Annotated in this window: 19 protein-coding genes and 1 other annotated feature; of the genes, 10 read left to right on the top strand and 9 right to left on the bottom strand. The window is 40.4% G+C overall.

Annotation, left to right across the window (positions count from 1 at the left end; genetic code table 11):
- The first annotated feature begins 69 nt into the window (after positions 1-69).
- Together ES896_RS02605 and ES896_RS02600 are read left to right on the top strand one after the other, a co-directional pair.
- Positions 70-744 carry an NAD(P)H-dependent oxidoreductase gene (locus ES896_RS02605; protein WP_045033987.1) on the top strand — a complete coding sequence of 225 codons (675 nt, stop codon included), beginning with the start codon at positions 70-72 and terminating at the stop codon, positions 742-744.
- A 91-nt stretch (positions 745-835) separates the two neighbouring features.
- Positions 836-1,060, top strand: a binding site (T-box leader).
- 75 nt (positions 1,061-1,135) lie between these two features.
- Positions 1,136-2,485 (top strand): amino acid permease, encoded by a 1,350-nt coding sequence (locus tag ES896_RS02600; RefSeq protein WP_008348215.1) that lies wholly within the window; start codon positions 1,136-1,138, stop codon positions 2,483-2,485.
- A 48-nt stretch (positions 2,486-2,533) separates the two neighbouring features.
- On the opposite strand, the gene ES896_RS02595 is transcribed toward ES896_RS02600, so the two are convergent.
- The 8 genes from ES896_RS02595 to ES896_RS02560 form a co-directional block, all read right to left on the bottom strand.
- Positions 2,534-3,526: a glycosyltransferase family 2 protein gene (locus tag ES896_RS02595; RefSeq protein WP_048001939.1), complete on the bottom strand. Its 993-nt coding sequence runs from the start codon at positions 3,524-3,526 to the stop codon at positions 2,534-2,536.
- Between the two features lie 31 nt (positions 3,527-3,557).
- The gene (locus ES896_RS02590) at positions 3,558-5,669 is read right to left on the bottom strand and encodes an ArnT family glycosyltransferase (RefSeq protein WP_017357879.1); all 2,112 of its coding nucleotides are present in this window, start codon (positions 5,667-5,669) and stop codon (positions 3,558-3,560) included.
- A 148-nt stretch (positions 5,670-5,817) separates the two neighbouring features.
- Complete coding sequence (locus ES896_RS02585) at positions 5,818-7,236, bottom strand: HAMP domain-containing sensor histidine kinase (protein ID WP_046526817.1); 1,419 nt, start codon at positions 7,234-7,236, stop codon at positions 5,818-5,820.
- Entirely contained in the window at positions 7,233-7,919 is a 687-nt protein-coding gene (locus ES896_RS02580; RefSeq protein WP_048001940.1) for a response regulator transcription factor, read from the bottom strand. The genes ES896_RS02585 and ES896_RS02580 overlap by 4 nt, the downstream gene beginning before the upstream one ends.
- A complete protein-coding gene (locus ES896_RS02575) occupies positions 7,916-8,899 on the bottom strand; it encodes a YncE family protein (RefSeq protein WP_017357882.1) in 984 nt (327 codons plus the stop codon). The genes ES896_RS02580 and ES896_RS02575 overlap by 4 nt, the downstream gene beginning before the upstream one ends.
- Before the next feature lie 268 nt (positions 8,900-9,167).
- Positions 9,168-10,502 (bottom strand): MFS transporter, encoded by a 1,335-nt coding sequence (locus tag ES896_RS02570; RefSeq protein WP_048001941.1) that lies wholly within the window; start codon positions 10,500-10,502, stop codon positions 9,168-9,170.
- Between the two features lie 40 nt (positions 10,503-10,542).
- Positions 10,543-11,115, bottom strand: a complete 573-nt coding sequence (locus tag ES896_RS02565) for a TetR/AcrR family transcriptional regulator (RefSeq protein WP_008348201.1) — start codon at positions 11,113-11,115, stop codon at positions 10,543-10,545.
- A 90-nt stretch (positions 11,116-11,205) separates the two neighbouring features.
- Positions 11,206-13,731 carry a PEP/pyruvate-binding domain-containing protein gene (locus ES896_RS02560; RefSeq protein ID WP_046526819.1) on the bottom strand — a complete coding sequence of 842 codons (2,526 nt, stop codon included), beginning with the start codon at positions 13,729-13,731 and terminating at the stop codon, positions 11,206-11,208.
- Positions 13,732-14,015: 284 nt separating this feature from the next.
- On the opposite strand from ES896_RS02560, the gene ES896_RS02555 reads away from it, so the two are divergent.
- The 3 genes from ES896_RS02555 to uvrA all read left to right on the top strand — a co-directional run bounded on the left by ES896_RS02555 (position 14,016) and on the right by uvrA (position 19,421).
- Entirely contained in the window at positions 14,016-14,261 is a 246-nt protein-coding gene (locus tag ES896_RS02555) for a CsbA family protein (RefSeq protein ID WP_008348197.1), read from the top strand.
- A gap of 290 nt (positions 14,262-14,551) precedes the next feature.
- Positions 14,552-16,537: an excinuclease ABC subunit UvrB gene (uvrB, locus tag ES896_RS02550; RefSeq protein ID WP_113746940.1), complete on the top strand. Its 1,986-nt coding sequence runs from the start codon at positions 14,552-14,554 to the stop codon at positions 16,535-16,537.
- A gap of 7 nt (positions 16,538-16,544) precedes the next feature.
- A complete protein-coding gene (gene uvrA, locus ES896_RS02545) occupies positions 16,545-19,421 on the top strand; it encodes an excinuclease ABC subunit UvrA (RefSeq protein WP_099496862.1) in 2,877 nt (958 codons plus the stop codon).
- Positions 19,422-19,651: 230 nt separating this feature from the next.
- Here uvrA and ES896_RS02535 read toward each other — a convergent pair whose 3' ends face one another.
- Complete coding sequence (locus tag ES896_RS02535; protein WP_135226374.1) at positions 19,652-19,882, bottom strand: hypothetical protein; 231 nt, start codon at positions 19,880-19,882, stop codon at positions 19,652-19,654.
- Positions 19,883-20,079: 197 nt separating this feature from the next.
- Here ES896_RS02535 and ES896_RS02530 point away from each other — a divergent pair, with 197 nt between their 5' ends.
- The 5 genes from ES896_RS02530 (at position 20,080) to ES896_RS02510 (ending at position 26,055) form a co-directional block, all read left to right on the top strand.
- Positions 20,080-20,415 carry a membrane protein gene (locus ES896_RS02530; RefSeq protein WP_017357888.1) on the top strand — a complete coding sequence of 112 codons (336 nt, stop codon included), beginning with the start codon at positions 20,080-20,082 and terminating at the stop codon, positions 20,413-20,415.
- A gap of 11 nt (positions 20,416-20,426) precedes the next feature.
- The gene (locus ES896_RS02525) at positions 20,427-21,518 is read left to right on the top strand and encodes a DUF4097 family beta strand repeat-containing protein (RefSeq protein WP_135226373.1); all 1,092 of its coding nucleotides are present in this window, start codon (positions 20,427-20,429) and stop codon (positions 21,516-21,518) included.
- A 6-nt stretch (positions 21,519-21,524) separates the two neighbouring features.
- Entirely contained in the window at positions 21,525-21,719 is a 195-nt protein-coding gene (locus tag ES896_RS02520; protein WP_008348183.1) for a PspC domain-containing protein, read from the top strand.
- Positions 21,720-22,106 carry a phage holin family protein gene (locus tag ES896_RS02515; protein ID WP_048001944.1) on the top strand — a complete coding sequence of 129 codons (387 nt, stop codon included), beginning with the start codon at positions 21,720-21,722 and terminating at the stop codon, positions 22,104-22,106.
- 94 nt (positions 22,107-22,200) lie between these two features.
- Positions 22,201-26,055: a lamin tail domain-containing metallophosphoesterase family protein gene (locus ES896_RS02510; RefSeq protein WP_135226372.1), complete on the top strand. Its 3,855-nt coding sequence runs from the start codon at positions 22,201-22,203 to the stop codon at positions 26,053-26,055.
- Positions 26,056-26,079: the final 24 nt, after the last annotated feature.

Below are 26,079 nucleotides of genomic sequence, written 5' to 3'. Positions count from 1 at the left end.
ATTTCTATGAGGGAATGGAAAGAAATTGGATTGTGGGAACACACCTGTTCATTAGAAAGGATGAATAACATGCGAGACAAAGAGCTATTAAAAAAAGAAATCATTGAGGCGTATGAATTCCGTCATGCGACAAAAGAGTTTGACCCAGCGAAAAAGATTCCAGAGGATGATTTTGCATTTATTTTAGAAACAGGAAGACTTTCTCCAAGCTCTGTAGGGTTTGAGCCTTGGAAGTTCCTCGTTGTTCAAAATGAAGCATTTAGAGAAAAATTAAAAGAGTATACATGGGGGGCGCAAAAGCAGCTTCCAACTGCCAGCCATTTTGTGATCATCTTGGCAAGAACAGATGCCCGCTATGATTCAGCATATGCAGAATACATCAACAAGCAAATCAAAGGAATGACAGACGAAACGTTTGAAATGGTCAAGGGGCGCTACAGAGAATTTCAAGAGAACGATCTTCATCTACTAGAAAATGACCGTACATTATTTGATTGGGCTTCAAAACAAACGTATATTGCCTTAGGTAACATGATGACAGCTGCGGCACAGATCGGCATTGATTCATGCCCAGTTGAAGGATTTAGCTACGATCACATCCATCGTATCTTAGAAGAAGAAGGGTTACTGGAGGATGGTCAATACGACATCTCTGTCATGGCAGCCTTTGGTTATCGTGTCACTGAGCCAAAACGCGGCAAAACACGTCGCCCGATGGATGAAGTAGCTGTTTGGATTCGTTAATCGCTGTTTGTCTGAAAAAGGCTGTTGACAATTGCGTGGTTAGTCAGTATATTTAAAAAATAAAATCTTTGACGAATATACAAATTTGACTATAAACGCTTTGACTTGAGAATAGTAAATGAACATCCGTTTTTTAAGAGAGTTGCGGGTCGGTGCAACGCAGTAAAACGAATCATTGAACTCGCTCAAAGAGCGGTAAGACTGAATGAATAGTAAGTCTTTACGTGTGACCTCCGTTATCGGGTTTTAAGTTGGATTCAGCCATGGCTGAATCAATAAGAGTGGTAACGCGGTTGCAAGGTCAGTCGTCTCTTCCAGGAGATGGCTGGCCTTTTTATATGCTTTTATCTCATATTTGTCTGAAGATTCAAATTTAAAGGAGCTATAGAAAATGGAAAAGGAACATGTGCAGTTAAAACGAACAATGACATCAAGGCATATTATGATGCTTGCGCTTGGCGGTGCCATCGGTGCTGGTCTGTTTAAAGGAAGCAGTTCTGCCATTGATATTGCGGGTCCTGCTGTCATTTTGGCATACATGATTGGTGGTCTTATTTTATTATTTATTATGCAAGGACTTGCCGAAATGACCGTTGCACGACCTGGAGCAAGAACATTCCGTGACTTGATTGAACCTGTGTTAGGAAAATATCCGGCCTATTTCTTAGACTGGATCTATTGGAAGATGTGGGTGCTGAACATTGCAGCAGAAGCGATTGTGTCGGCCATTTTTATTCAGTACTGGTTCCCACAAGTGCCAATCTGGATGCTTGTGTTAATCATTTCACTTGTAGTCACAATCATTAATGTTTGCTCAGTCAAAATGTTTGCTGAGACAGAGTATTGGTTAGCTTCTATTAAAATTGCTGTCATCATCTTATTTATTATCATTGGATTCACCATGCTATTTGTCTCATTCGGACAGCATGCAGCACCTGGATTGTCTAACTTAACGGATCACGGTGGATTTTTCCCAAATGGTACTGGCGGATTAATTGCAGCAATGCTGGTTGTCGTGTATTCATATGGTGGGACGGAGATGATTGGGGTCACTTTAGCAGAAACAAAAAACCCTGAAAAAGTCATACCAAAGGCCATTCAAAGTACGTTTGTACGCATCATCGGTTTTTATGTACTGCCGTTCTTTATCATTGTCAGCTTAATCCCTTGGAATCAAGTAAACAATGAGCAAGTAAGTCCATTTGTGACAGTGTTTGCAACGATCGGAGTACCGTATGCCAGTGACATCATGAACGGCATTATCTTACTAGCGATTTTGTCTTCTATGAACTCTGGCTTGTATGCTTCATCACGGGTGCTTTATACACAGGCAATGGATGGCCGTGTATGGAAAGGATTCTCCAAGCTGTCAAAACAGCAGGTGCCTGTTCGAGCCATCCTTGTATGTACATCTACTTTGTATGCAGCTGTATTGATTTCTCTTTTTGTAGGAAGTCAAACGTTTAATTACTTGATGGGCTCTTTAAGTTACACAGTTCTATTCATCTGGTTTATCATTGCCGTCGGTCATTTGAAATCTCGAAGCGTCGCACAGCCAGGCGGATATCGCGTGAAGCTGTATCCTTTCACAACGTGGTTTTCCGTTATTGCGATCATGGCCATTTTTGTCGGCGTTGTATTCAATACACCAATTGTTCAAACGCTGGTCACAATGGGCATTTATTTAATCATTACACTTTCTTTCTTTATTAACAGAAAACGGTTTGAAACAGCCGTCTAATTTATTAAAAAGCGTGCAGGACCTTCTGAAGGGTCTCGCACGCTTTTTTTAATACTGTTTATATTGCTTGAAATGGACAGGGGATTGAACGGGATGTGGCTTTGCCTGAAGGCCATAGCTCTCCCTGACGATATAAAGCGGCCGGTCCTTGGCTTCATCGTAGATTCGGCCGATATACTCTCCGATCATGCCTAACATAAAGAGGGTGATCCCGCTAAAGAATAGCTGAATGACAATTAATGAACTCCAGCCGGTGATGGTGCTGTTTGTAAAAAGCTTTAAATATAAAACTAGAAACATCGAAATGAAGCCAATAGCTGAAAGGGTAATACCTGCCACGCTGGCTAGCTTTAAAGGTTTGTAAGAAAAAGATGTGATCCCATCCATCGAGAGCTTGAGCATCTTTTTGAGAGGGTACTTTGTTTCTCCTGCCAACCGCTCATCCCGAACATATTCTACCGCAATCTGTTTGAAGCCAACCCAGCTCACTAATCCGCGGACAAATGGGTTTTTCTCGCGTATTTTTCTCATTTCATGACACACTTTACGATCCATCAATCTAAAGTCGCCGGTGTCAATAGGAATATCTACTTCGGTGATTTGACGTAGCACTCGGTAGAAAAGGGAAGCCGTGTACTTTTTGAAAGCTGTTTCGCCTTTTCGTTGCGTGCGGACCGCGTATACGACCTCATAGCCTTCCTTCCATTTTTCAATCATGTCTAAAATCAATTCAGGTGGATCTTGTAAATCCGCATCAATCACTACGACAGCTTCTCCCTTTGCATAATCCATTCCCGCTGTAATGGCAATTTGATGCCCAAAGTTACGAGAAAAATCAATAAGTCTCACATGCGGATCAGTCTGGCAGTACCCTTTAATCAGTTCAGCTGTTCGATCCATACTGCCGTCATTGACGAAGAGAAGCTCATATGCTTCTCCCGTCGAATCCATGACGGTCTTGAGGCGCTGATACGATTCATGGATCACAAGTTCTTCATTATACACTGGGACTACAACAGAGTATTGTATGTTCTTTTCCATCAGTCATCGTTCCTCCCTTTTAATAGATGAATTAATCAACGGATAGTTCATAAAGAGTACCGCTCTCCATTCCGCCCATTCGTCCATTTGACTGATCATTTTGTTCGGATTGTTGGCTGCCTGTTTGCTGGTTCGTTTTGGATGTAGAGCTATTCTGCCATTTAGAAGCAGTTACTTCTTTGCCATTTTTTTGAATCCAAGTAAGAATGTCAGAGCTGCCGCCTCTCATACCAGAAAGATAGAAGTATTTGATTTTGCCGTCTTTAACGAGCTGTTTGAATTCATTAAGCGTGAGAATGTTATCAGATCCACTAAATCCACCTAATGCCATAACAGCTTTTCCTGTTTTAATAATGTAAGGCGAAGCAGTGGTTGCATCTGTTGTCCCGAATAGGAATTCTTCTCCCGTATTGTTTTTCTCAAGATAGCTGATCAGCTTTTCATTGACTTGTGAACTCATGCTGCCACTTGAAGTTGCAAGCTGAGGACCAGCCTCTGGCAGCATACTGTTTCCTCCGTAAAGAAGAGGTGTGCTTGCCCAGTATAGTGGTGCGATCAGCATCCCAAGGATGGCAATGAGAGACATGAATTGTTTTAGTTTTTCTTTCCCTTTTATCAAGAGTAGAGAAAGGGTGGTTCCAACACCAATGATACCGACTGCAATGCTTAGTCCAAGACCGATCGTGCTTGTAAAAGTGGATAGGATAAAGATTTCAAATGCGGTTGTGACGAATATCGCAATTGGCAGTAGCCATTTTTTAAAGCCAGTTCCCGTTTGAAACAATTGAGTCATAGAAACCCATCCGGCTCCTGCTAAGACAGCAATTGGCGGTGCCAGCATGATTAAATAATAGTGATGGAAAAATCCAGCTACACTGAAGAATGCAGCAACAGGTATAAGCCAAGCTAACCAAAATAGTGTTTCTTTTTGTTTTGTATTGAGGCGTCTTCTTTCAAAGGCTGTCGAGAAGAAGATACCAATCGCACCGAAGAGCGCAAATGGAAGCAGCCAGCTGATTTGATCGGACAGTTCAGATTGGAACAGACGTAATGGCCCTTTTGTTCCTGTTCCAAACATGCCAGAACCATTTCCCATTTTTCCGCCCCCGCCATTTGGCGGTCCATCACCATTACCGCCTGAAGGCATATCAGGTGGTGTTGTGCCGTTTGCATTGCTTGGTGGTCCTTGCATTGAAGGCTGTTCCTGACTGGATGATTGGTTTGAATTGTCTGAGTTGTTTTGAGTTCCATTTGATGGCGGCTGAGGCATGGTGGATGAATCATTGTCATTTTGCTGATCACCCTGCTGTGAAGGTGGCTGTCCCTCACCTTGATTTGTGCCGCCTCCGCCAGACTGTTGACCAGTCAACCGCTGCAGACCATTGTAACCAAAGGCTAATTCTAGTGCTGAGTTCGATTGACTTGATCCCATATAAGGACGATTGTCTTTGGAAGTGAGATCAACCGCTATAGACCATGAAGCAGATACACCTAAAAGAACAATCATTGAAATCATCAGCGATAACAACTTTTTCTTCCATGTCGTTCGATAGGCAATGATGTAAAACAGAACGAGAGCCGGTACAATCATATACGCTTGTAGCATTTTTGTATTAAAACCGACACCGATCATTGCAAAAGAAGCAATCGCCCAAAGCACTTTCTGCTGTTTCACAGCCTTGAACATCATGGCTGTTGCGAGTAAAAGAATAAAGACGAGTAAGCTGTCAATGTTATTTGTACGAGATACAGCAACTGCGATTGGTGTACACGCCATAATGAGTGCTGACAGTCTTGCTGCAGCCTGGCCAAATGTAGGTTTGACTAGGCGGTAGATTAAATAAACAGATCCAATGCCAGCTAAAGCTTGGGGTAAGATCACACTCCAGCCATGCAGGCCGAAAATTTTGGCACTGATCGTTTGCAGCCAGAAGGCGAGCGGTGGTTTATCCACCGTGACATAACCTGAGGGATCGAACGAAGCAAAGAAGAAATTATGCCAGCTTTGCATCATACTTGTGACCGCCGCTGTATAATAAGCGTTCACCGTATCGTCGTTCCAAATGTTATAAATGTTTAAAATGGCAGATAAAATCAATATGAAAAATAAATAAAGATCAAATTTCTGAAAGCGTCTAATCAAAAGCTTGTCACTCCTTTTTCTTAACTTGAAAAAAGTGTAACAAGCAAATATGAATAAATTGTTAATAAAAAAAGGCCAATTCTTTATTTTTCTGTTGAATAAAAACAGCTCTAGAAAAGAGCTGTTTTGTTTAAGATGTCATCTTATTTTATGAGGAGACAGGCGGAGTTTCAGTGCTCTCTGCACTTGGTAATTGTATAACAGCGGTCGTACCTAGGCCTTGTTCAGATTGAAGAACGAACGTGCCACGATGTTTTTTTATAATTTGATAAACAATGGCTAGTCCAAGACCAGAGCCGCCATCTTTTCTTGTGCGGGCTTTATTCACTCGATAAAAACGCTCAGAAACATGAGGGAGATCTCCTTTTGGAATTCCGCTGCCTTCATCTGTGATTCTCAATTCAGCAGTTTGTTGGTGAACGAATAATTCAATCGAAATCGATTTTCCTGATGGCGTGTAATGGATGGCATTGTCCAATAAATTACGAACGACTTGCTCAAGTCGATCGCTATCACCATAAATAATACAATCTTCTTCGAGTTCTCGGTTGAACGAGATTCCCTTTTGACTAGTAATGAATGTCATTTGATCAAGAACATCATGAATAAGCTGCGCAAAGACGATTGGTTCCATCGTTAGTGGATAAGATTCCCCCTCTAACTGCGCGAGATCAAGAAGATCATGTACGAGCCTGCTTAATCGTGTGGATTCGTCTTGAATAATCTGCATGCCTTTCTTTTGATCAATAATGCCTTCTTCAATTCCTTCGGCATAGCCTTTCATATAACTTAAAGGCGTTCTCAGTTCGTGAGAGACATTAGCAAGGAACTCTCTGCGATGCTGTTCAACTTTTTCTAACGTAGAGGACAGTTTATTAAAGGAACGGCTCAGCTGATTTAGCTCATCCCCTTTTTTGGTCACAGCCATGCGTTTTGAAAAATCACCAGATTCCATTTCCATTGCAATTTCTTTCATTTGATTGATCGTCCTTACGACTTTATTAGAACTTTTATATCCAATAAAGAAAATCAAAAGCAGGATAATTAAAATAGAGATGCCAAGCGTTAATCGAATTTGAACAAACGGTTCATACACATCAGATAAAGGCATAGAGAGGAAAATGGTTCCTGATAAATCATTTTTGTTTGAGAACACAGGGATGGCAATCCCGAGAATATCTTGATGAAACTGGGGGTGTTCTCTAATTAACACAACTGTTTTCCCCTGAAGAAGCTTTTGGCGTTCTTTAAACGTAATGAGGTTATCATTTGTATTCGTATCGAAAGGAATACCGCTTGAAAGCTCCATAGGATCATCAGTAAAAATAACACTTGCCTGACTTGAGTCATTTGCCCACTTCATTCTGTCAGTAAAATACGTGTCTTTCCCGTGTTTGTGATAGATTTCTGCCAGCTTCTTTCCTTGTAAACTTAAAGAGTCAATCTGTTTATCTATATATAAGTGCTGGTATAAGTAATAAGTCAGGGCAAGAGCTGAGGCAGCAACGATGCCTATAACGGAAAGGATTAAGAAAAGCACTTTCCTTTTAATAGATAATGGCTTCATTTGTCCTCCTCAAACTTATAGCCGACACCCCAAACGGTTTTAATATACCGTTCCGCTTCCTTTAATTTCAGTCTTAGTGTTTTAATATGTGTATCGACTGTTCTTAAAGAGCCACTAGATGAGTGTGATTCCCACAATTTTTGATAGAGCTGTTCACGGGAAAAGACTTGGCCTTGATTGAGCAGAAGAAACATAAGTAAATCAAATTCTCTTCTTGTTAAATTGATGGGCTCTTGCTTGAGATAGACTTGTCTGCCGTCTTGATCGATCTCCAAGTCACCAATCATGATTCGACTGCGCTTTAAAGAAAGACCTCTAATTCGTCTTAATGTCGTTTCAATTCTAGCTGCAAGCTCACGTAGACTAAAAGGCTTCATGATGTAGTCGTCTGCTCCAATTTCCAGCCCCTTAATGCGATCCTCTTCATAACTTCTAGCTGTTAAAAATAAAATGGGGATTTGGGAGGTTTGCCTGATGCGCTGGCAGACTTCGAATCCATCCATATCTGGCATCATAATATCCAATACAACAAGGTCAATGGCCTCTTTTTCAAGCTGATGTAAGGCGCCCGTGCCATTATTTGCAGTTATCACGTGAAAGCCTTGTCTCTGCAAAAAGGATCCGATTAACTCAAGCATATCTAATTCATCATCTACTATTAAAATATTCATCTGTTCTTTCATTTCTTTTCCTCCAACATGATAGCATAAGGTCCTGCTGGGATGTTCAGTCGGTTCTTCAACATGAATGTATGTTTGTCGATGACGGATACTGAATTGTCATCTAAGTTACTGACATATATAGATGAGGAATCAGCAGTGATATAATTCGGATTTTGACCGGTCTCAACAGAGGAAAGCAGTTTGTTTTTCTCGGTATTTACTTTATATAGTGTATGGTCTCCATGACATAATACATATAAAGTAGAAGAGTTTTTTTCTGAAAAAAATGCGACTGGCATAACACCTAGTTTGATTTCTCGCTGTTTTTTACCTGTTTTAGGGTCGTAAGCAAAAATGCTCTTATTTAATGTGCCCGGTTTACCGTGTCCTCCAACCCAAATGGAATGCCCATCAAAATGAATGCCAGATGGCCGTTCTAGGACGGAAATCGTTCGTATCTTTTTTTTCTTTTCAATATCAATGACTGAAACAGAATGACTTTTTGCATTTAAAACAAACAACGTTCCTGAAGAAGACAACGCCATAGAAGAGGGTAATGTCCCGGTCTTCACAGTTGCTTTTATTTTCTTGTGCACTGTATCGATAAAATAAACGACATTTTTCTCTGAATCGGTCACAAGTAAAGTGTTGGTCTCCGCATCATACGCAAGTGAAGTCAGACCTTTATTCACATCCATATAGTCCGCTGCTGTTCCTTTTTTTAGATTGATTTCTATAAGAGATTGTCCCTCCTTACTTGATGCAATGATCACATCTTTGTTGATGTGAACAAGATCAGTGAGAGGATGTTTTAAATCAACGGAAGAGACAATTTTATTTTTTTGTAAATCAACGATTGAAAAGGAGGCTTTTTTTAGTTGAGAAATGACAGCAATTGATTGAGAGCTGCCAGGTGGCGTAAATTGCTGGTCTTTTCCGCAGCCTGCTAGGAAAAATAGTAGAGCTGACAAGCATATTAAAAAATATTTCACTCGTTTCATCCTTCTGCTCCTTTGGTGCTCTATTTTCAAAAAGCATAACACAAAAATTGTGAAAAAAAATCGAAGTTATGAATGCTGGAAGATATGAAAAGAAGTTTTTAGGTGGGGAAGTAGAGTTGAATGAAAGTTGAAATTTCTTTTTCGTTTATTCATATGACATTTTTTCATGAGTAAAAGATCATTTTCACAGTTTGATCATTGTATCCATAATCGGTTAAAGTAACAAATAATCATAGCTCCCCCGCCCTAAATAGAGCGAAGGGAGTCATTAAGCAGAGTGTTCAGATGAATGAGAAGTGGGTTTCGTTTTTAGACGATGAGAGAGGAGGAAACCAAGAATACCTGCGCCCATTAATACGATAAATAAAGATTGAAAACCACTTAATATACCAATTAAAGTAGATGAAATGATACTTCCGAAATATCGAAAGGTAGAAAAAATCCCAGATGCAGAGCCGGATAAACTCTGATCAACAGATGTTAAAGAAGCCATCTGCATGCTAGTCATGCCAATACCTGATGAGATCCCCCCAGCGACTAATGTGATGATAAGGAGTGGTAAATTTGGGTAGCTGCTTAGTGTGATCAGCATAACACCGGATAAAGTAAGGCATAGAAATGAAAATCGAATCATTTTTTTGGCACCTTTTATTGGATGGAGTTTTGCTCCGAGTAATCCACTAATAGACATACAGAGTGAAAAGATCGAAAGGAAAATCCCGCTTTGTGTATGAGAAAGCGCGAGTTTTTGCTCCATAAACAGCGGCATGATGAGAAGAATCGCGTACATCACAAAATTACTAAGCATGATAGAAATGTTAGCGTTCGTAAAAGTACTGTTTTTAAATAGTGTCAAATCAATGATGGGATTTGTAACTTTCCGTACGTGTTTGAAAAATAAAGGAATGGAAATTACCGCTAGAACGCCATAGATCATGTATTCGTTTAATACTTGGCTTTTAGTAAACAAAATGAGTGTGGCGATCCCGATTGTTAAGTATAACGAACCGATGATATCTACATTGGCTTGTAAACGTGTATGTTTCATCTTCGGAATCATAAAAACGCCTGTCACAAGTGTGAGAATCAAAAATGGTATATTCACTAGGAAAATGGAATGCCAGTCAAAGCTCTGAATGAGAATAGAGCCGATAAAAGGTCCAAGTGCGGCACCAATTCCCGCTCCAAAACCGAAAAAACCCATAGTTTTAGAAAGCTTTTCATGTGATACTGTTGCACGAATTAAAGCAATGCTGTTCGGCGTTAATATAGCTCCGCCTGCCGCTTGAATTGATCGGAAGCTAATAAGAAAAGCAAGATTAGGTGCGAAAGCACATCCAATGGAGCCAATCAAAAAGAGTATCACACCAGCTAAATACATGCTGCGGTGGCCGTATATATCTCCCAGCTTACCCGCAATAGGTTGGGTGACTGCCATGACAATTAGATAAATCGTGACCACCCAAGTAATGTTTGATATGGATTGATCGTAATAAGTTGATATGGATGATAGAGCGACTGCGATCATGGTTGAATTGACTGGAACTAAAATAGCTCCAAGCAGCAAAGAATAAATGATCAAGTTCTCTTTTTTAAGATTCAATGTGTTTACCACCTTTGTAAAAAAGAAGAATTTCACCCAATTAAGTGGGGGAAATTCCTCTCATGAAAATGTGTGTGCATGTCTCAATAAAGTCTTCTTTTTGTGTTAAAACAAGCTGAATGTCTTGCTCTAGCTGTTGAATGAAAAAGCCAAAATACGTACTAATAAATATATCTGCATAGATGTCTTCTTTTCCTTCTAATACACGATGCTGAGCACTCATTTTTTTGAAATAATGAATCAGCATGTCTCTCAATTCTTGAGGATAAATTTTTTCATGGTCTGTTAAATCTTTAAACATAGCGGGTTCTCTCATGCTGATATAGATAAATTCTTTTTTTGAAGTCAAATCTTCAAGGAAATAGCTACCGAGAAATTTTAAATCGGTGTATAAATCGTCTTTAAATTCTGCTTCAAGGGTTTTGGTCGGTGTTGATTTCATTTTCATAATGGCAGCAATCACGCCGCGTTTGTTTTTAAAGTTACGAAAAATTGTCGCTTCACTTACATTCGCTTTTGTCGCAATTTCTTTTGTCGTTGTTTTTTGATAGCCCTTTTCAGACAATAATTCCATTGTTGCGCGAATGATCCGTTGATTTGTTGATTTTAACAAGCATACTCACCTCAGGTTATGAATGTGTTTGCAACAAAGTAAGTATACCGATAAAATCTGTGACCGCCAATATGATTCAAACAGTGACGACTATGCCCGTGAATGCTGATTTAATAACTGGATACGCCCATTGGCTCCATCTACTGTCACGAGGTCACCGGATTTTAGTTTTTCAGTTGCGATCCGTGTACCTAGGACAGCCGGTATCATATATTCTCTAGCGATAATAGCGGAATGGGACAAAATGCCGCCAGAATCGGTGATGACTGCTTTTGCGTCTCTAAATAAGCTGGTCCATAAAGGTGTCGTTGTTTTACAAACTAAAATGTCATCTTTTTCAAATTGTGAAAATTCATCAGCAGATGTAATGACTCTGACTCTTCCAGAAGTAATGCCGCTAGATGCACCAATTCCATAGATTGCATCGTCTGTGTTGTTTTCATTTTCCCTTAGCGAACCGAGCATTCTTTCTACTTGCTGTAATTCAGCTTCAGAAGGCGTTCCTGTATAAGCTGGTGGTTGGATGGATTCATTTTCCTTCATTTCAATTTTTCTTTGCTGAATGATCGAATCGTATGTGGTCGAAGTTGTGAGCGCATTGAGTACTTCATCATCGTAAAGATACCAAAGGTCTTCTTGATGAGGGATCGCTCCTTTTTGAACAAGAAGTTCACCAATTTTTAAGAGATAGAGTCTCGCTTTTGCATCTAACATGGCATCAATGTAAAAGTGATGATCATCTCGAATATTGGCTGCATGGAGTGCAAAATGATAAAGTTCCTCAAATTTTGTTTTAAACGCTTCATCTGTCACTTGACTGATAAACTGTTCATACGTTTCTTGCCTTTTGATCACGGCTTGTGCAAATTCTTCATCAAAATCAGATTGGTACCGAATGTTGTTTCTAATGATGTCCAAGACAAATTCAGGATTTTCCACCCATGTTTCCTCTGTGAAATCATGGCTTTTAACAGACCGCCAACCATAGACTTGGAGAAAATCTTCTACTTTGGAAATGAAGTTTTTCCCTTTTTCTGTATGATTGAGTGCATATAATAGTTCAGCATTCGCTGAATGATCGGTAAATGCCTGAAGAAGTTCCGAATCTTGAAGGACGTCTTTTGCCAAGTGAGATAGCTTTTGATCTGTTTCAAGAGACTTGTTCATCACACCTATCATCATTTCATGCAACAGGACGACTTGTGTTTGATCGCCAGCATATGAGACAAGCATGTCTTCAATGATTCCTGATAGAATGACTTGAGGTATGACAATGTCAAAATGGTCGTCATACGCTCTTAGATAAATCTCTTTTAATTCTTGAAAGCCATTAATGGCTTCATCAATTGTCAGCGATTGAGTGATTTGCCGATCAAGTTTTTCGTATAATGGGAACAAGTTTTGCTCTAAAATGCGATACATTCTTTCGCTTAAACGAGGAAACAGTTCGAATAGACTCTCGTCAAAAACTGGTTCAGCTGACGCTTCTGGCATAGACGGTGAAGAATACAGATGTCCTCTATAAAGCTTGATATCTTTAATATTAAGGTCTGGCACTTGATACTTCTCTCCGTTTTTCTTCATCCCGTTTTTTAAAGCAGGTATGATCAAACTTGAAAAAAGAGGACTTGTGGGTCCAGGCATATGATCGTCCATTGAGATCCAGAAGTCTTGCAGCTCTTCAGGTTTCATTTGAAAGGCTGCACCTGAGGAGCCATTTGCTGTATTGGAAAAAGAAGCAGTAATCGGTCTTGCTTGAAGTAAATAAAAAGTACCGTTTGACATGCCGAATTCGATATCTACTCCATGTCCATAAAGTTCTTCTACTTGTTTTGTCATTTTCGTGATTTGGATCAATTGATCATCTCGAAGACAAAATTGGCCAGCCATCTCCTCACTTACGGGTTGTTCAATGACGCCCTCTTGACAGGGAACAATTTGCACTTCTTTTGTTCCTAGTGATTTTTCAATTGAGTACGTTTCTTTGTTTACAATAAATGTATCTGGCGTCACAAGGCCGGAGACGATGGCTTCTCCTAGTCCATAGCTTGCAGTCATCATGACTTCGTTTGTTTTTCCTGATACAGGATTCTCACTAAAGATGACACCAGAGATGTCAGAATGGATCAATCCTTGTACAACAACAGCCATGAGCGGCATCTCTTCCTCGTTCTCAATCATTTCTTCCTTATATTCTGTGACTCTTGCTGCGAAGTAAGACGACCAACATTCTTTGACGGCTTGCAAGAATTCTTCATTTGTTTTGATATTTAAATAGGTCTCGTATTGACCTGCAAAGGAGGCGCCTTCGAGATCTTCCGCAACAGAAGAGGATCGCACTGCAACGGATGGATATGTTTTCAACAATGATTGAAAGGATGAAAGTAATTCTGTCTCCATTTGTGAAGGAAACGAAGCTTCTGTGATTTTTCGGGCAAGGTTTTGATCAGTTGGATGGAAATTGTGATATGAAAGAAAGCTTGCAAAGCTGTTCGTTTTAATAATAAATCCATCTGGAACTGGCAGTCCGTGATTGTTTAATTTAATTAAATTCACGCCTTTTGCCCCTGCGAGTGATGCGGATTCTTCAGCCGCATGAAATAATACTGAATACATGGGAATGCCCCCTTATCCAAATAGCCAATGGTTTCATTTGTCTCTTTTTGTTTTTTTGAATGATAGTGCGCACTATCATTTTCATCATAGAATTTATTGGATGTAACTGTCAAAGACGTAAAGACCTATCTTTAGAAAGGGGACGTTTTCACTAATTTTCCTCCTCATCTATATCAAAAGTCTTCAACCGAGAAGAAAAAAGCTGAAATTGAAAACTGTGAATTGTTCAATATGCCAATCTTTACTATAATCAAGGAAGTAGACCATGAAGAGGGAGGGTTTTTGTGATTACAAAAGCCATATTTGCACTTGTTTTTCCTTTCTTGCTCGTTATTTTATTTTCAAAGGTTACTTATAATCATTACGTTGGCATTGCATTAACAGCAGCGCTTTTATTTGCTTCGTATATGAAAGGCTATACAGAAACCTACTTTATCGTAGGATTAGATATTATTTCTTTAGTGGCCGGGGCATTGTTTATGGCCAAGAAAGAAGTCGAAAAAAGAGAGAAGGCTGAAAAACATCATTGATGTGATCTCTCTTGATGAAAAGAAAATGTTTTTGATTGCAGGAGCTGTGCTTACGATTCTAGTGAGTGCAGCTTTCTTTTTTGTGGTTTTTCTGCTGATCGAATATCTCGCTCCAAAATGTTCCATACTGAAAGGAAGGTTTCTTTAGAGGGTTATGAGCCACGGCAGAGAGGGTATGGTTGTATTGGAAATAAAAATCAAGTCAGACACGAACTTTAGTTCGTATTTTTGTGTTCTTTTATGATAATATATTCATTAGATAGATTTCGTAACGAAACGGAGGCTTTGATGTGAGTGACCGCTTTGAATTAGTTTCTAACTATCAGCCCCAAGGAGATCAGCCAAAAGCCATTGAAAAGCTTGTGGAGGGCATCCATCAGGGGAAACAGCATCAAACGCTGTTAGGTGCTACAGGTACGGGAAAGACCTTTACTGTATCCAACCTGATCAAAGAAGTGAACAAACCAACACTTGTCATTGCGCATAACAAGACACTTGCCGGACAATTATACAGCGAGTTTAAGGAATTTTTTCCGAATAATGCTGTTGAATATTTTGTGAGTTATTATGATTATTACCAGCCTGAAGCGTATGTGCCTCAAACTGATACATTTATTGAAAAGGATGCCAGCATTAATGATGAGATCGATAAGCTAAGACACTCCGCCACATCCTCATTATTTGAGCGGAGAGATGTCATCATCATTGCCAGTGTGTCCTGTATTTATGGCTTAGGTTCTCCTGAAGAATACAGAGAGCTTGTGCTGTCTTTACGAACTGAAATGGAAATTGAACGCAATCAGCTGCTGCGTAAGCTTGTGGATATTCAGTATTCTCGTAATGATATAGATTTTCAGCGCGGAACCTTCAGAGTTCGAGGAGACGTCGTTGAAATTTTTCCTGCTTCACGAGATGAGCATTGTATCAGAGTGGAGTTTTTCGGTGATGAAATTGAACGTATTCGTGAAGTAGATGCTCTCACTGGAGAAATTCTCGGTGATCGTGACCACGTTGCTATTTTCCCAGCATCTCACTTCGTCACAAGAGAAGAAAAGATGGAAAAAGCGATTATTAATATTGAAAAAGAGCTTGAGGAACAGTTGGAAAAGCTTCGTGAAAACGGGAAATTGCTTGAAGCACAGCGTCTTGAGCAGCGGACAAGGTATGACCTTGAGATGATGAGAGAGATGGGCTTTTGTTCAGGGATTGAGAACTACTCAAGACATCTCACCTTACGTCCGCCTGGTTCAACACCTTACACATTGCTTGATTATTTTCCGGATGATTTTATGATTGTTGTCGATGAGTCACACGTGACCATCCCGCAAATTCGCGCCATGTACAATGGGGACCAGGCAAGAAAACAAGTGCTTGTTGATCATGGATTCCGTCTGCCGTCAGCACTTGATAATAGACCACTCACATTTGATGAGTTTGAAAAGCACATTAACCATATTGTGCATGTATCCGCAACACCGGGCCCATACGAGCTTGATAAAACGCCAGAGGTCGTGGAACAAATTATTCGTCCAACCGGTTTGCTTGATCCAATCATTGAAGTCCGTCCGATTGAAGGACAAATCGATGACTTAATTGGGGAAATTCATGCAAGAGTTGAGAAAAATGAGCGTGTGCTTGTGACGACTTTAACGAAGAAAATGTCTGAGGACCTGACAGATTATCTGAAAGAAATCGGAATCAAGGTCAATTATCTGCACTCAGAAATTAAGACACTAGAACGGATTGAGATTATTCGTGATTTACGTCTCGGAAAATATGATGTGCTTGTAGGGATCAACCTTCTTCGAGAAGGCTTGGATATTCCAGAGGTGTCGCTCGTGGCGATTTTAGATGCGGATAAAGAAGGCTTTTTACGTTCAGAAAGATCCCTCATCCAGACGATTGGCCGTGCTGCAAGAAATGCAGAAGGCCGGGTTATTATGTATGCAGATAATATGACGAAATCAATGGACATTGCCATACAAGAAACAAAGCGGAGACGTGAGCAGCAAGAAGCGTATAATGAGAAATTTGGTATCACTCCGCAAACGATCCATAAGAAGATTCGAGATGTGATCAAGGCAACAAAAGTACATGAGGATTCAGAAGAATACGAAACAAAAGCAGCACCAAAGTTGTCAAAAATGAGCAAAAAAGAACGAGAAAAAGTGATCGAAAACATCGAGATGGAAATGAAAGATGCAGCAAAAGCGCTTGATTTTGAAAAAGCAGCAGAATTAAGAGATCTATTGCTAGAGCTAAAAGCGGAAGGATGAATGCCAGATGGCTATGGAACGAATAGAGGTGAAAGGGGCAAGAGCCCACAACCTTAAAAATATTGATGTCAATATCCCGCGCGATCAGCTAGTGGTCATTACGGGTTTATCTGGTTCGGGAAAATCGTCGCTTGCCTTCGATACCATTTATGCAGAAGGTCAGCGCAGGTATGTTGAATCACTGTCAGCCTATGCACGTCAATTTCTCGGTCAAATGGACAAACCAGATGTAGATGCGATTGAAGGGCTTTCTCCAGCGATTAGTATTGACCAGAAAACGACAAGCAGGAACCCTCGATCAACCGTTGGGACTGTTACAGAAATTTATGATTACTTGCGTCTATTATATGCTCGAGTCGGAAAACCGATTTGTCCTATTCATGGGATCGAAATTACATCACAGACGATTGAGCAAATGACAGACCGCATTTTAGAGTATCCAGAACGAACGAAACTACAAGTGCTTGCTCCGATCGTATCTGGACGTAAGGGAACACACGTGAAAGTACTTGATCAAATTCGGAAGCAGGGCTACGTTCGAGTCAGAGTTGATGGCGAGATGGAGGACCTGTCAGAAGAGATCGAGCTTGAAAAGAATAAAAAGCATTCCATTGAAGTGGTGATTGATCGAATTGTCGTGAAAGAAGGCGTGGCGGCACGGTTGTCTGATTCTCTTGAAACGGCACTCCGACTTGGTGAAGGTCGTGTGATGATTGATGTGATTGGACAAGAGGAGCTGTTATTTAGTGAGCATCATGCTTGTCCGCACTGCGGATTCTCTATTGGGGAACTTGAGCCAAGAATGTTCTCGTTTAATAGCCCTTTCGGTGCCTGCCCAAGCTGTGATGGGCTTGGTTCTAAACTAGAAGTAGATCCAGAGCTTGTGATTCCGAATAAGGATTTGACTTTACGGCAGCATGCCATTGCCCCATGGGAGCCTCAAAGCTCACAATATTACCCGCAGCTTCTTGAGGCGGTATGTACACACTATGGAATTGACATGGATATTCCAGTAAAAGATATCCCGACGCATTTATTTGATAAAATTTTATATGGCAGCGGCTCTGAGCTGATTTATTTTAAATATGAAAATGATTTTGGCCAGGTCCGTGAAAATGAAATCGAGTTTGAAGGTGTGCTTCGTAACATTGAACGGCGTTACAAGGAAACGAGCTCCGATTATATTCGGGAGCAAATGGAAAAATATATGGCCAATCAGCCATGCCCGACCTGTAAAGGATATCGCCTGAAAAAAGAAACGCTTGCGGTTCTCATCAATGGCAAACATATCGGAGAAATGACCGATTTGTCTGTATCTGATGCCCTTGATTTCTATAAGAAAATTGAGTTGTCTGAGAAAGATTTGCAGATTGCCCAGCTCATTTTACGTGAAATCAAAGAGCGCTTATCCTTCTTAAATAATGTCGGATTAGATTATCTGACATTAAGCCGGTCTGCTGGCACATTATCAGGCGGGGAGGCGCAGCGGATTCGTTTGGCGACACAAATCGGATCAAGACTGACAGGCGTTCTTTATATTTTAGATGAACCATCGATTGGTCTGCATCAACGGGATAATGACCGGTTGATTGGGACATTGAAAAACATGCGTGATATCGGAAACACACTGATTGTCGTAGAACATGATGAAGATACGATGCTTGCCGCTGATTATCTCATTGATATTGGACCAGGAGCAGGGGTTCATGGAGGAGAAGTGATTTCAGCTGGAACGCCAGAAGAAGTCATGAAGGACCCAAAATCGTTGACTGGACAATATTTATCTGGTGAGAAATTCATCCCGCTTCCGATTGAGAGACGAAAGCCTGACGGGCGCTTCATTGAAATTAAAGGGGCAAAAGAAAACAATCTTAAAAACGTGAATGCGAAGTTTCCTTTAGGTGTCTTTACCGCTGTGACGGGTGTATCAGGATCAGGGAAAAGTACACTTGTGAATGAAATTTTATTGAAATCCCTTGCCCAAAAACTGCACAGAGCAAAAGCGAAGCCAGGACAGCACAAAGAAATCAAAGGAATGGATCACTTAGACAAAGTCATTGATATTGATCAATCTCCAATTGGCCGTACACCAAGATCCAATCCTGCTACGTATACAGGTGTATTTGATGACGTGCGGGATGTTTTTGCGCAAACCAATGAAGCGAAGGTACGAGGCTATAAAAAGGGGCGATTCAGCTTTAACGTGAAAGGTGGACGCTGCGAAGCGTGTCGTGGAGATGGCATTATTAAAATTGAAATGCACTTTTTACCTGATGTATATGTGCCTTGTGAAGTGTGTCACGGGAAACGTTATAACCGCGAGACGCTAGAGGTCACGTATAAAGGGAAAAATATTTCCGATGTGCTTGAAATGACGGTAGAGGACGCACTTCAATTTTTCGAGAATATCCCGAAAATTAAGCGGAAGCTGCAAACGATCTTTGATGTTGGATTAGGATACATTACACTTGGGCAGCCTGCCACGACATTGTCTGGTGGAGAGGCGCAGCGTGTGAAATTGGCATCTGAGCTTCACCGCCGTTCAAACGGAAGATCCTTGTATATTTTAGACGAACCGACAACCGGTCTTCATGTGGATGATATTGCTAGGTTGTTAAAAGTGCTCCAACGCTTGGTCGAAAACGGGGATACGGTATTGGTCATTGAGCACAACCTTGATATTATTAAGGCAGCCGATTACCTTGTTGATCTAGGACCAGAAGGCGGTGCTGGTGGAGGAACGATTATTGCTTCAGGAACACCTGAACACATTGCTAAAGAAGAAGCTTCTTACACCGGTCGATACCTAAAACCGATTTTAGAGCGTGACCGTGAGCGAATGAAACAGTTAGTCAAAGAAACAGAAAGTGTGACATCCTCATAAAGAAAAACCCCTCCGAAAGAGGGGTTTCAGCGTGTAGACAAACCCTCGCATTCTTTGTCAGTCCTGCGTGCCGGTGCTCACGAATGTCAAATTCGCTCCGCGCCAGTACTCGTCCTTCCTAGGGCTGCAAAGGTTTTCTATCACGCTGAAAAGAAGACAAAGGGCTAAAATCAAGTTCATTTTAGCCCTTTGTCAACAATCTGAACCCCTCCGAAAGAGGGGTTTTCCTTTTATTGCACATCTTCCTTTGGCATTAAGTTACTGAGGTGCGTTAAATCCTTTAAAATATGAGTGCTGCTACTATCGAGCAGTACTTTTAAATAACGGATATCACCATACTTCGGATGAGACGGATGAATGGCCTCTAGCTCCTTGATCATATCGCTGTTCATGCTTTTCTGTTTCTGTATAAGGTCTAAAAGCGTTTGTGCCGTGTGGTTAGCATTAAGATGATCTGTCAAAATAATTACCCCCTATAATGATAATCACCATCTTTTCAACATATTTTAAAGGGTAATCCATGAAGAATCTATACTTAGGTGCAAAAAGAAATAATTTGTGTCTAAGGTCATATGTAAATCGAATGAGTTTGAAACTTTTTATACGCCATAAACGTATGAGTTAGAAAGGAATTTTCATCATGAAGGAGCGAATATATATGAACAGAGATCAGTCGATCATTGCATCTATTTGTTATTTTAGTGTATTTTTCATGCCGTTTATTGTACCAATCGTGGCATATTTTGTAGTGGATCAAAAGGAAACGAAACGGCATTCGCTGCGTGCATTGTGGTCACATGTTTTGCCAGTCGCAGCGTGTGTGCTGCTGGTTTTTGGATCTATCCCCTTTTTATTGACGACACAGGCAAGCGACTCACTCATCCCAGTGTTCACCGTACTCATCTTGTCCTTTTTAGTCGCCATTGGCTTTTTGATCTCTGTCATTTGGAATATCATTCAAGGTATTAAAGTGCTTCAATCCATTAAATCGTAGGAGGGCTTTGTATGAATGAAAAAGAACGCATTTTAAAATTAGTAGAAGACGGGACATTATCTGCAAAAGAAGCGATTACGCTGCTTGAAAAACTAGAAGAAAATCAGTCCATTTCACTAGAAAAATCAACGGCTGATCATACCTTTCATGAAGAAAAAGCTGGCACAGAGAATAAAGGAACTGGTACTGAAAACCTCGGTGCAAAGCTGTTTGGATGGTTAGATTCGGCGGTGAAAAAGGTCAAAGATGTAGATCTTGATTTGAACTTTGGACAGTCCGTTGACGTTGAACACATTTTTCAATTCAAAGACGCTGCACTGTCCCATTTAGATATACAATTGGCAAACGGCAGTCTCAATTTGATGCCTTGGGATGATGGGGATGTTCGGGCAGAGTGTCATGCGAAAATCTACCGTGCAGAGGATGGAGAGCAGGCCAGACAGCAATTTCTTCAACATCTGGATTGCGGGCTTGAAGGGGACAAATTTTTTATCCGAACTGAAAAGAAGACCATGAAGGTCAATGTCACCCTGTATGTACCACGTATCCAATACGATAAGATCAAAGTCAAACTGTTTAATGGACCGATTCGCGGGGAAAAGCTAAAGACAAAAGAACTGGCTGCAAAAACAACAAATGGCGTCGTCTCTTTTGCCTCTTTACAAGCAGAAAAAGTCGGGATTGAAACAGCAAATGGACAAATCAAACTGGCTGATTACGAGTGTGGTATGATTGAAGTAGAAACCATTAATGGGCTCATTGACCTGCGCGGGAAAAGTGAATCAATTGATGCACAGAGCTTCAATGGGAACATTGCTGTTCAGCTGTCAGATGAGAAATGCCGTTCGATCTATGCAAAAACGACAACAGGCAGTGTGGACGTTCAGATTCCGCGTGCTTGTGCAGTGACTGCGGAGCTGAAAAGCAATCTCGGATCGATCTCTCATGAACTGCTTGATGCAAATATGATTAAAGAGAAAAATGAAACATTGCAAAAAGAGAAAATGATCAAAGCCAATCAACAGGCGGAGCACAATATATCCATTTTTGCAGAAACAAAAACAGGCTCAATCCAAGTAAAGCACCAATCAGACAAGGAGTGATTCTACATGAAGAAGCTTTATCGTTCAGCGACAGATAAAAAAATAGCGGGTGTTGTTGGTGGACTTGCTGAATACTTAAGTGTCGATGCATCCCTGCTTCGTATTTTAACGGTGATCATCGGATTTATGACAGCATTTATGCCGATCTTCTTGATCTACTTCATCTGGTATTTTGTTGTTCCGGAAGAAGGCACTAACTAAATGCTTAGATGGATCGTTAGTATTTTCGTCAATGCATTACTTTTAATCGTCATTGCTGGATATTTTGATTCAGGCATTCTGCCAGGCCTTGGTAGTGTGTATATTGAAGGCTTTGGCGCAGCGATTGTAGCAAGTATTATTTTGTCCTTGCTCAATATTTTAGTGAAGCCGTTTTTGATCATTTTAACGCTGCCAGTGACAATACTTTCACTAGGATTGTTCCTCTTTGTCATTAATGCCATCACACTGATGATGACCTCAAGCTTTATGGGAGATAGTTTTAACATTGATGGGTTTGGAACGGCCATTTGGATGGCTGTCATTTTATCCATTTTCCATCTGCTCATACAGAAAGGAATCGTGGAACCGTTAGCGAAAAAAAGCTAACGGTTTTTTTGTGTGGATTTATATCGTTTCCCCGTTCCATCTGTCATAAAAACCGTCTTCAGGAGACACAATATCCGAAGGGAGGCGGTGCACGATGGTGAATGTGAGCAGACAAATCATTCTTTTGCTTTTTTTGAGCATTCTTTTTTGTTTCAGTCAGCCTGCTTCAGCAGGATCTTTGACACAAACACAAGTGAATATACGAAATAAGCCCTTTTCACCTTTTATCTTTGATCAATTTCAAGTAGATGTCCGTCCGGTTCAAGGAAAAAAACGTGATCTTCAATTTCGGGCATCTATTAGTCAGTCAGAGCAAATTTTGTCTGCAAACCTGTACTATAAACAGAGTGATGAGCTAGGATATCGATTGATCCCAATGGAACGATTGCCGGGGATGAAACCAGAATTCACAGCGAAAATTCCGACAGATCAATTGTGGAATCCAACAGTTCATTACTATACAGAATTCTTGACGCAGAAGTCTGTCATCAAAACAACCGAACAAGCAGTTCACTTAAATGGATTTGAAGAGGATCTCTCACAGATTCCTGAGCTATTGATGACAGAAATCGTCGTGAATTCAAAAAACCGCAAAGGCAAGGATGCTTTTGAATTCATCGAGGTGTATAACACAACAGATGCACCCATTTCACTTCGACATTACCAGCTTCGCTATCGCAATCCAGCGCAAGGCGTGGAGATGGATGATATATATTCATTTCACACAAGTCCTATCACCATTTCTCCTGGAAAACCGTATGTATTTTGGCTTAGAAAAAAAGGGCAGGAGCATTTAACGGTAGCGGACTTTAATGCGATGTACAAAAGTCATTTAAAAGAGGGCGAGCAACTATCGGTCATTGAGAGTAAAGGATTGTCCAATTCTAAATCCCGCCTTGTTTCTATCACAACAAATATAGGAGAAGAGGTATCGTCGGCATCCTATCGTTTAAAGCCTTCATTGTTTAGCGAGCACAGATCGTTACTGTTCAAGTATCCAATGGATGGTACGACACAAATGAAGCTGATCTCGAAAGTGGAGGAAGAGCCGACACCCGGAAAAGTGTTAAAAGCACAAATTCCAACTGAAAAAAAAGAAATATCACAAGATGTTCATAAACCTGTGATCGAAGACATGACAGACAATCAACCGATAAAACCAACTGAAGGCATTGAAATGAGAGCAGATGTGCAGGATGATCAGTCCGTCAAAACGGTCAAATTGCGATATCGAACCAATCGTCATGAAGATTTTAAAGAGGTGTTGCTTCAAAAGGATCATAATGATCGGCTGTTTCACTATATTATTTATTCACCTGAGCTCATCGGTAAAGATCGATTGGAATATCAGATTGAAGCGTCTGACGGCGAAAATCATGCAATGACAATGAAAAAAACAATTGATGTGGAACAAGTAAGCAAAGCACACGGCCTTCGATTGAATGTAGAAGAAGGAGATACGGTTTCAGGCGTATTTCACTTAAAAGCAACAGCAGATCAGAAAAAAAGCATAAAATTAATGATAGATGGAAAACCAATTCGACAAGTATTCCCTGCACTTGAAGCAGATCCATATCTTGCATTTGATGTCAAAGGGACAAATTTATATTTTAAGAATGGTGTGTCTATAGGTAAGCACTTACTTTCCATTTTTGATGATTCGACAAAAGTGTATCGCACCTATACGATACCAATACCAGAAAAACACTTAGAAAAGGCAGGTCCACAAACAATATCATTCCATGCTGGGACGAAGTCATCGCCGTTTGACCGATTTCCTGGAGAAAATCACGATGATTTTGAATTGAAAAATGTCCAGATGATTTTATCGAATGGAACTCAAATTCTGCCTCTAAATGCGAGCCAGCATGAGGAATGGAAAATGGGCGACGGTGGCAGCGCTAAGAAGGTAAGAGCATTTCAGTTTCAAATCCCGAAGCAAGCATATGCTTCAAGCTATATTCAGTGGGATACAAGAAGGCTGAAAGAAGGAGTACATGTTGTTCAGGCTAAAACCGCAGACGAATCTCAATCTGTATGTGTGAAAGTCGATAACACGGGTCCGAAAATCAAGAGTAATATACAGGCAAATGACCAATATAAAGGCGTCTTTACGTTAAAGGCAAAGGTGACGGATCGTTGGAGTGATATAGCGGAGATGAAGGCATATTTAGATGGAAAACCGATCTCTTTGCCTTATCAAACGTCCTCTAGCGAATTAAACCCTGGGGAGCACACATTGAAGATAAAAGCAAAAGATGCCGCTGGAAACAAATCAACTTTGAAAAAGGTTTTTAAGACGGTACATGAACACCCTGAGACGCCAGAGAGAGTGTCAGATAGGACAAAAATGGAATCATCTAAGCAAACAGTGCTAACCAATGATCCTACTAATGATCAGTTAGATTACTCCTTTTACCGTGCCTATCAATATACATCGCTGCATCCGTCCATGAAGATTTTCAAATTTGCAGCGGAAACAGAGCCACCAAAACATTTAAATGAAACAGGGGAAATGATTTTTTCTGATCGAGAAAGAAATCGCATTGCATTTGCTGATGGTAAATCAGTGGAAACGAAAGATCTACAGCATTTTCCTTATCATCGCTTTCAAATCAAGGTTCATCACGATGTACGTGAAAAGGATGTTGTCGAAGCTGTATGGAAAGGAAGCTCATTATCAGGGAGAAAGGTAACGATGTACGCTTGGAATCATCAGCAAGAAAAGTGGGATAAAATCACTCATCACTTTGCCAAGGATGAAAAGGAATTTTACCTGAAAGGGCTGCTGTCAGTCAGACAGTACATGAAAAATCAAACGTTTGATTTGCTTGTACAAGATGAGATCAGTAAGACGTTAAAGCCTTATAAGATGGTGTGGATGTCTGATACTCAATATTATGCCAGAAGTTATCCTCACATCTTCAAAAAAATGGTCGAGTGGATCAGAGATCAAAGGGACCCATTAAATATTCAATATGTGTTCCATACAGGTGATATTGTGGATGATTCAAAGGATAAGCAGTGGAATCGTGCCGATACATTTATGCGTGTGTTAGATAAGCATCATATTCCTTACGGTGTATTAGCTGGTAATCATGATGTCAGGCACAAAGACGGCCATTATAGGGAATATGGGAGATACTTTGGAGCAAAACGCTTTGAAGACAAGCCGTATTACGGTGAATCCTATCAAAACAATCGAGGTCATTATGATCTTATCTCTGCTGGTGGCAATGATTATATGATGGTGTATATGGGCTGGGGGATCAAGCAAAATGAGATTGACTGGTTAAATCGAGTCATTTCTGAACATCCAGATCGAATTGTCATTTTAAATTTCCATGAGTATTTGTTAGTGAGCGGCAATCGAAGCCCAATTGGAGATTTGATCTTCCATCAAGTGGTAAAGCGTCACCCGAATATTGTCGCAGTATTTAGCGGTCACTACCACGGAGCCAGTCGAAAAGTAGATGAGATTGACGATGATCATGATGGAAAAGTGGACAGAAAAGTATATCAAATCCTTGCAGATTACCAGTCAGGTCCTGAAGGCGGTCAAGGTTTTATGCGGCTGATCACTGCGGATCAAGAAAAAAATAAACTTCATTTCACCACATATTCACCCTACTTGAATCAAGAACATTTCTATGATCCAAAAACGTATGGAGATCAAGATGAATTTTCAATTGATGTGGATTTAACACCTAAAATGAAATCCGTTAAAACCAATTATTTTGAATTGAATGTCTACACAAACGTTCTTCTTGGAGAAGTCAAAGGTGTGAAAAGTGGCAAAAAAGCAAGCTTTGAATGGAAAGGGTTAAAGCCAAATCAAGAATATTATTGGTACACTGTAGCAAAAGACCGTTTCGAAGGGAAAGCGATTTCGCCTATATGGAAAATTCATACAAAAAATGATGATCAATCAACATTTCTTAGGAAATAAAAAAACTGTGCTTTCAGGAGCACA

Origin of the sequence: Bacillus sp. 005/A4HT-01/001 (assembly GCF_004634445.1) — a bacterium.
GTDB classification, from domain to species: Bacteria; Bacillota; Bacilli; order Bacillales; family Bacillaceae; genus Bacillus; species Bacillus altitudinis.
Note: the sequence above shows the minus strand (reverse complement) of the source record. Positions and strands in the feature narration are given on the sequence as shown.